The sequence below is a fragment of the Mumia sp. genome, assembly GCF_028803055.1.
Classification (GTDB): domain Bacteria; phylum Actinomycetota; class Actinomycetes; order Propionibacteriales; family Nocardioidaceae; genus Mumia.
This window is the reverse complement of the sequence record NZ_JARBCJ010000155.1, coordinates 1-8084: the sequence shown is the minus strand read 5'-3', so window position 1 is coordinate 8084 and position 8084 is coordinate 1. Positions and strand designations below refer to the sequence as shown.

At 71.2% G+C, this 8084-nt stretch carries 6 protein-coding genes; 5 read left to right on the top strand and 1 reads right to left on the bottom strand.

Annotated features, from left to right (window positions below):
• From PV363_RS13740 to PV363_RS13730, 3 genes are all read left to right on the top strand, one after another.
• The coding region (locus PV363_RS13740) for a LuxR family transcriptional regulator (RefSeq protein WP_301022600.1) at window positions 1–2344 on the top strand (2344 nt) is incomplete at its 5' end.
• Between the two features lie 130 nt (window positions 2345–2474).
• A complete protein-coding gene (locus tag PV363_RS13735; RefSeq protein WP_220343987.1) occupies window positions 2475–3221 on the top strand; it encodes an alpha/beta hydrolase in 747 nt (248 codons plus the stop codon).
• Window positions 3222–3405: 184 nt separating this feature from the next.
• Window positions 3406–4500: a permease gene (locus PV363_RS13730; RefSeq protein WP_220343988.1), complete on the top strand. Its 1095-nt coding sequence runs from the start codon at window positions 3406–3408 to the stop codon at window positions 4498–4500.
• Between the two features lie 34 nt (window positions 4501–4534).
• Here PV363_RS13730 and PV363_RS13725 read toward each other — a convergent pair whose 3' ends face one another.
• Window positions 4535–6100 (bottom strand): DNA polymerase ligase N-terminal domain-containing protein, encoded by a 1566-nt coding sequence (locus PV363_RS13725; protein WP_301022599.1) that lies wholly within the window; start codon window positions 6098–6100, stop codon window positions 4535–4537.
• An 80-nt stretch (window positions 6101–6180) separates the two neighbouring features.
• Here PV363_RS13725 and PV363_RS13720 point away from each other — a divergent pair, with 80 nt between their 5' ends.
• Both PV363_RS13720 and PV363_RS13715 read left to right on the top strand, forming a co-directional pair.
• Entirely contained in the window at window positions 6181–7143 is a 963-nt protein-coding gene (locus tag PV363_RS13720; protein ID WP_220346451.1) for a TIGR03885 family FMN-dependent LLM class oxidoreductase, read from the top strand.
• Window positions 7144–7146: 3 nt separating this feature from the next.
• Window positions 7147–8084, top strand: a 938-nt coding sequence (locus PV363_RS13715; RefSeq protein WP_301022598.1) for an alpha-amylase family glycosyl hydrolase, incomplete at its 3' end; no start/stop codon positions are given.

Sequence of the window (8084 nt, the reverse complement as noted above, 5' to 3'; positions counted from 1 at the left end):
GGCGCAGACCCTGGCGTTCGTGGCTCGGCGGCTTGAGTCGGACGCGGTCGTCCTCGTGGTGGCGACGAGGGCCGCAGATGACGATCGGCGTTGGGGGAGGTTGCCTCGACTGACGGTCCCTCCACTGGCCACGGTCGATGCCGAGGCTCTTCTGCGGTCGACGATCGCCGCACCGCTCGACCGGCGGGTGCGCAGCCGCCTCGTCGCCGAGACCCACGGCATCCCCGCCGCGCTGTGGGACGTGACGCGGCGGTTCTCGACCACCGAGCTGGCGTTCGGTCCGCAGGCGAGCGTGACAGCGGTGACCGACGGTTGCCCCGAAGCAACGCTCGCGCGCGGGCTCGAAGGGCTGGACGAGCCGTCGCGTCTGCTGCTGCTTGCCGCCGCTGCGGAGCCGACCGGAGACGCGGCTCTGCTGTGGCGCGCCGCCGAGAATCTCGGGCTCGGCAGCGAGGCCGTCGCCCCAGCACAAGCCGTCGGGCTGCTCGAGATCCAGGAGACGGTCCGGTTCAGGCATCCGACGGCGCGGTCGGTGGTCTACGGAGCCGCCGCTGCCGCCGACCGTCGGGTGGTCCACCAGGCGCTCGCGGACGCCACCGACCCCGTGCAGGACCCTGACCGGCGCGCGTGGCACCTCGCCCACGCCGTCGCGCGCCCGGACGAGCGCGTGGCCCGCGACCTCGAGCGCTCCGTCGGGCGCGCGGCAGCGCAGGGCGGCCCGGCCGCGGCTGCGGCCTTCCTGCAGCAGGCAGCCACGCTGACGCCCGACGTACGGCCGCGTGTCGACCGGCAGATCGCTGCGATCGACGCCCTGCTGAACGCCGGCGCCGTGGACGCGGCGCGGGAGCTGTGCGGCGTGGCGGAGGGTGAGGTGCTGGGCGATCTTCATCGGGCCCGGCTCGACCAGCTGCGTGCGCGGATCGAGAGTGCATCCTGCCGCGGTGCGGACGTGCTCCCGCCGCTGCTCTCCGCCGCTCGGCGGCTCGAGGCCTTCGATCCACAGCTGGCGTTCGACAGCTATGCGGACGCGCTCACCGCTGCGTTGTTCTCGGCTCGGTCAACCGCCGGCATCGGCGTGCGAGCCGTGGCCGACGCCGTGCGTGACGCGCGCGTCCCGGTCGATCGCAGGCCGGGTGACCTGGCGGTCCAGGCGATGGCCGTGCTGTACGCCGATGGATACGCCGAGGCCGTTCCGCTGCTCAGGCGTGCGGTCGAGGCGTTCGACACCGACGAGCTGTCTCCCGGGGAGGGCGCACGGTTCTCCTGGCTGGTCGAGCTGGTGGCTGCCGGCTTGTGGGACGAGCACGCGTGGGACAGGTTGACCGGTCGGGACGTGAGGCGGGCCCGCGAAGCGGGAGCCGGCGATGCCCTCACGGTCGCCCTGAACACCCGCGTCTACGTCACCCTCTTCGGGGGTGACCTGGGGGCCGCAAGGACGCTGCTCGAGGAGATCCACGCCGTTGACGCCGCGGCGGGTACGGCGCTGACGCCGTACGGAGCCATCGGGCTCGCCGCCTTCCGCGGCGACCAGGCAGAGGCCGAGCCGCTCCTCGCTGCGGTGCGCGAAGAGGCTGTCGCGCGCGACGACGGTCTCGGGACCTGGGTCGTGCAGTGGGCGCAAGCGCTCCTCTACAACGGACTCGGCCGCTACCGGGAGGCATTGGTCGCCGCTCGTGAGGCCGTCGACCGGCCCGACTGGATGGCGGTCGCGACCTGGGCACTCGTCGAGCTGGTCGAGGCCGCTTCACGGGCCGGCGAACCGACCACGGCGGCGGACGCGTTCGCGCAGCTGGCACCGCTCGCGCGGGCCAGCGGGAGCGACTGGGCGCTCGGGGTGGCCGCGCGCTGCGAGGCGCAGCTGCACGACGGTGACCGCGCGGACAGTCTCTATCGCGAGTCGATCGACAGGCTCGGGCGCACGGCCGTTCCTCCCGAGCTCGCCAGGGCGCACCTGCTGTACGGCGAGTGGTTGCGGCGGGCCGGCCGGCGTGTCGAGGCGCGCGAGCAGCTGCGGACCGCTCACCAGATGCTGGTCGCCCTGGGACTGGCCGCCTTCGCCGAACGCGCACGCCGAGAGCTGGCCGCCACTGGTGAGACGGTGCGCAAGCGTGCCCACGGCACACGGGACGAGCTCACCCCGCAGGAGATGCACGTCGCCCGTCTCGCTGCGGAGGGACTGACCAACCCCGACATCGGCACCGAGCTCTTCCTCAGCCCTCGCACGGTGGAGTGGCACATGGGGAAGGTCTTCGGCAAGCTCGGCATCTCCTCGCGCCGTCAGCTGCGCGACGTCATCGGGGCCGCCCAGACGTCGCGCCCACGGCGGGACGCGCTGACGGCATGAGGTGACGCCGGGGACCCGTGTCAGGCACCCCGGGGGCCAGACCGGGGATCACACGGGGGCGAACGAGGGGAATGTCGCGTCAGGCTCGAGGTCCACCCACGGCCGACAGGCCTTCGAGAAGGAGCTCGTCATGACCGCTGCATCGTCGTCCCCGTCCACACCACGCCCGACCATCGTGCTCGTCCACGGTGCCTTCGCCGACTCCTCCAGCTGGAACGGCGTCGTGCCCGAGCTTCAGCGACGGGGCTACCACGTCGTCGCGATCGCCAACCCGCTCCGAGGGCTCAGCTCCGACGCCGAGTACCTCCGCAGCTTCCTCGACACCCGGGACGGGCCCGTGGTCCTGGCCGGGCACTCGTACGGCGGGGTAGTGATGAGCGAGGCCGCGGAGGGGTCCTCGGTGGTCGCCGCGCTCGTCTACCTCGCCAGCTTCACCCTCGAGGTCGGTGAGAGCGCCGACGACCTCACGACCAAGTTCCCCGGTGCCGAGCTCGGGTCGGCCGCCGAGCCGGTGCCCTTCCCGACGGCAGACGGCGACACCGGCTCTGACGTCTACATCCAGCAGGACCGGTTCAACGAGGTGTTCGCCGCCGACGTGGCGCCCGACATCGCGCGGGTGATGGCCGTCACGCAACGCCCGATCGCGGGCAGTGCCCTCACGGACACGGCCACGAGGGCTGCCTGGCGCAGCATCCCGTCCTGGACGATGGTCGCCAACCAGGACCTAGCCATCCCTGCGGAGTCCCAGCGCTTCATGGCCGAGCGTGCGCAGTCGCACACGGTCGAGATCGACGCCTCCCACGCCGTGACGGTCTCTCAGCCGAAGGCGGTCGCGGACCTGATCGACGCAGCGGCGCGAGGTGTCACCGACCTCTGAGCCGTTCGCGACACCCGGGCCCGAGATCGTGCGCTCTCGGGCCTGAGTGCTGCTCCACGTGGCGGAAGGGGGAGCGCGGTCGTACGGTCGGCAGAACACCGGACGACAGCGAGGGGCATGGCGTGACTCAGACGATCCATCGACTGCTGTGTTTCGCCCGGCCACGGCCGGGCACTCCGGGCTCATGAGCGCCGAGAACTCGCTGTCGCGAGCGGAGACCGACGACCTGCGGCGGCGGCTCGTGGTCGGCCTCGTCGGTGCTGCCCTGCTGGTCGCCCTGCTGGTGGTCGGGCTGTCGTGGGCGAAGTGGCTGCCCTACCTCGACAAGACGACCTCGCTGTCCGACACGGGAGCATGGGACGGAGCGGCGATCTTCGACACCGCGACCACCGCGTCCTCCCCGTGGGCGGCCGGCTGGGACTTCACCGTCGCCTACTTCACGGCAGTCTGGCGGGCGCTCGTGGTGGCGGTGCTGGTCGCGGCCGCCGTGGACGCCCTCATTCCCCGCAGGTGGCTGCTGGCGGCGCTCGGACGCCGTACGGCCGTTAGCCAGTCTCTGGTCGGTGGCATCGTGTCGATGCCCAGCATGATGTGCACGTGCTGCAGTGCGCCGGTGGCCAGAAGCCTTCGACAGCGTGGGACGCCGGTGGCGGGCTGCATCGCCTACTGGGTCGGCAACCCGGTCCTCAACCCCGCGGTCCTCGTCTTCCTCCTGCTTGTCCTCCCCTGGCAGTACGCCGTGGTGCGGCTCCTCGTCGGTGTCGTGGTCGTGGTCGGGGCCGGGGTTGCGGTGTCGCGGTTCCTCGAGCGGCGGCAGGTCGCGGCGGCGGTCGCCGACGTCGACGCTGCCCCGGACGACGACGCCGGCTCGCTGCGTGAGATGCCCGGCCGCTACCTGCGCTCGCTCACCCGCTTCACCGTCGTGCTCGTCCCCGAGTACGTCGTCGCCGTGTTCGCGGTCGGGATGGTCAGCGGACCGCTGTCGAACTTCGACGGGATCACTCAGCAGCTCGGCGTGGTCGCGGTGCTCCTGGTCGCGGTCGTCGCGACCGCGTTGGTGGTGCCGACCGGCGGAGAGATTCCGGTCATCGCGGCGGTGACCGCCGCGGGGGCGACCGCCGGCGTCGGCGGAGTCCTGCTGATCGCTCTGCCGGCTCTCTCGCTGCCCTCGATGCTCATGGTCGGGCGGTCGTTCGGGTGGCGGGCGACGGGACTGACCGCAGGCGTCGTCGTGGTGGGCAGTCTCGCCGCGGGCGGCATGCTCGCGGTCCTGTCCTGACGCTCTGAGGCTTCGCGCAGATCGGGGACGGTGATCAGGAGATCTCCGGGAGCTCCTGCGCCGCCCCGAGGAGCACGCGGAACGGATCGCCCTTCGTCTCCAGGCGGTCGAGCACGGAGCGGACCGTCCAGCGGTCAGGACGGAGGTCGGGATCGTCGAGCTCGTCCCAGGTGAGGGGGACCGACACAGGGGCACCTGGTGCCGGACGCGGCGAGTACGGCCCCACCAGCGTCTTGTTGATCGCGTTCTGCGTGTAGTCGAGCCGGGCGAGCCCTTTGCGCTCCTTCACCTCCCACTTCCAGCTGACCAGCTCGGGGACGACCTGCCCGATGGTCTTCGACAGCTTCTCGACCCACACACGGGTGTCGTCGAAGCTGTAGCCGGGGACGACCGGGATCCAGATCTGGATGCCACGGCGGCCGGTCACCTTGGGCCGCGCGGTCACCCCGAGGTGGTCCAGCGCCGTACGGTGCAGACGGGCGAGGACGAGCAGGTCGTCCCAGGTCGTACGCTCGCCGGGGTCGAGGTCGATCAGCGCGTACGTCGGCTCGCGCGGTGCCTCGATGCGTGAGGTCCACGGGTGCCACTCGAGCGCCCCGAAGTTCGCCGCCCACACGAGTGCGGCGGGTTCGTCGGCCACGACGTAGGTGGTGGTCTCGCCGTCGTCGGCCTCGGGGTTGTCCCACTCGCCGAGCCAGTCCGGTGCGTGGGCCGGGCGCTGCTTGTGCCAGAAACCCTTCGAGTCGGCACCGTCCGGATATCGGTGGAGGTTGAGCGCCCGTCCTTCGAGGTAGGGGACCGCGACCGGTGCGACGCGGGCGGCGTAGGCGAGCAGCTCGCGCTTGGTCACCGGCGGGTCACCGGGGAACAGGACCTTGTCGAGGTTGGTCACCTTCAGCGATCGCCCGAAGACCTCCCAGGTCCCCTGCTTGCCCAGCCCTCTCAGCGCGTCGATCGCCTCGTCGGGCAGCGGGTCGGGGAGGAGAGAGACGCTGGCCTCGGCGGCCGGCGCCTCGGAGCGCCACAGCCGGTGGGGGTCGGCCGCAACCTCGTCGTTGGTGCGTCCGCTCAGCACGGAACGGGGGTGGTCCTCCGCGTCCCAGCCGTCCACGGCGTGCGGGTCGTGCTTGTGCAGGAGCATCCAGGCGTCGGACCCGTCGTCGCTCTCGCGGCGCACGAGCACGAGCCGTCCACGCAGCTTCTCGCCGTGGACCTCGGCGTGCAGCTCACCGGCCTTGACGGCGGCACGCGGGTCGTCGGTCTTGACCGGCTCCCAGGTGCCGGTGTCCCACACGATGACGTCCCCGCCGCCGTACTCGCCGGACGGGATGACTCCCTCGAAGAGCAGGTACTCGATCGGGTGGTCCTCCACGTGCATCGCGAGCCGCCGCGCCGACGGGTCGAGCGTGGGCCCCTTGGGCACGGCCCAGCTCACGAGGACCCCGTCGACCTCGAACCGAAGGTCGTAGTGCAAGCGGCTCGCGCGGTGGCGCTGCACGACGAACCTCGCGGCACCCGCGTCCGGCGTCTCACCACCGGCAGGTTCCGGCGTACGAGTGAAGTCGCGCTTGCGGCGGTAGACCTCGAGGGGATCACTCATGCCTGCTCCGTGCCCGGAGGAGCCGGTTGCATGCCTCTGGCAGTCTGCGCGCCGCAGCGTGATCCGGTTGTCTGGGGCCCATGACGCGCTACGGGTTCCATGCCAGTCACGAGCAGATCTCCCCGCGGCAGCTGCTTGCCGACGTCCAGCACGCTGAGCGGGCGGGGTTCCAGATGGCGATGTGCTCCGACCACTTCTCGCCCTGGAGCCAGCGGCAGGGACACTCGGCGTTCGCCTGGTCATGGCTCGGTGCTGCGCTCGCCACCACCGACCTCACCTTCGGTGCGGTCAGCGCGCCCGGGCAGCGCTACCACCCCGCAGTGATCGCCCAGGCCATCGGCACCCTCGGCACGATGTTCCCCGGCCGCTTCTGGGTCGCCCTCGGCAGCGGCGAGGCCGGCAACGAGCACATCACCGGCGACCGGTGGCCGGCCAAGGAGGTACGGACGCGGCGGCTGGAGGAGTGCGTGGACGTCATCCGCCGGCTGCTCGAGGGTGAGGAGGTCAGCCACGACGGTCTGGTCACGGTCGACCGGGCCCGCCTCTGGGACGTCCCCGACCCACGGCCGCGTCTCGTCGGCCCGGCCGTCTCGCTCGCGAGCGCGTCTCGTGTCGCCGCCTGGAGCGAGGGGATGGTGACGGTCAACCAGCCGCTCGAGGACCTGCGCAAGCGCGTGGACGCCTACCGGGAGGCCGGAGGCGCCGGACCGCTCGCCCTGCAGGTGCACCTGGCGTGGGCGCCGACCGAGCAGGAGGCGGAGCAGATCGCCCACGAGCAGTGGCGCAGCAACGTCTTCAGCGAGCCGATCCCGTGGGACCTGGAGACGCCCGAGGCGTTCGACGCCGTCTCCGAGGACGTCACCGTGGAGAAGGTGCGCACGGTGGTCGACATCTCATCCGATCTCGGCCGCCACTGCGAGCGCCTCGCCGAGTATGCCTCGCTCGGTTTCGACGAGATCTATCTCCATCACGTCGGACAGTCGCAGGAGCGCTTCCTCGACGCGTTCGGTGAGCACGTGATCCCCCAGCTCAAGGAAGGCTGAGTCGTGGCACGAAGTGTGAGCACCGGAGACCTCTGGTGGAAGAACGCCGTCATCTACTGCGCGGACGTCGAGACGTACTCCGACTCCGACGGGGACGGCGTCGGAGACCTCGTCGGACTGACCCAGCGGATCGACTACCTCGCCGAGCTGGGGGTGACGTGCCTGTGGCTGATGCCCTTCTACCCGACACCGGACCGTGACGACGGCTACGACGTGACCGACCTCTTCGGCGTCGACAGCAGGCTCGGCACCCACGGCGACCTCGTGGAGCTCCTCCGTGCTGCCGACGACCGTGGCATCCGGGTGATCGCGGACCTCGTCGTCAACCACACCTCGGCGGAGCACCCGTGGTTCAAGGAGGCACGTCGCAGCAAGGACAACCCGTACCGCGACTACTACGTCTGGCGCTCCGACCCGCCTCCCGACACGTCCGACTCCGTCGTCTTCCCCGACAAGGAGGACGGCATCTGGACTCTGGACGAGCGCACGGGCGAGTGGTACCTCCACCACTTCTACTCCCACCAGCCCGACCTGAACTTCGCCAACCCCGTCGTCCGTGACCACATCGCGAAGTCCCTCGGCTTCTGGCTCCAGCTCGGGCTCGCCGGATTCCGGGTCGATGCCGTTCCGTTCCTGATCGCCGACGTCGACACCGCCGGCGACGACGTACCGGGCGATCCCCACGCCTACCTCAAGGCGTTGCGGTCGTTCCTCGGCCGGCGACGCGGGGACGCGATCCTGCTGGGCGAGGTCAACCTGCCCCACAAGGAGCAGCGCGCCTACTTCGGCGGCTCCGACGGCGACGAGCTCACCATGATGTTCGACTTCATCAGCATGCAGGCGCTCTACCTCTCGTTCGCGCGGGAGGACGCCCGTCCGCTGGCCAAGGCGCTCAAGGCGCGACCGTCGATCCACCCCGACTGCCAGTGGGCGACGTTCGT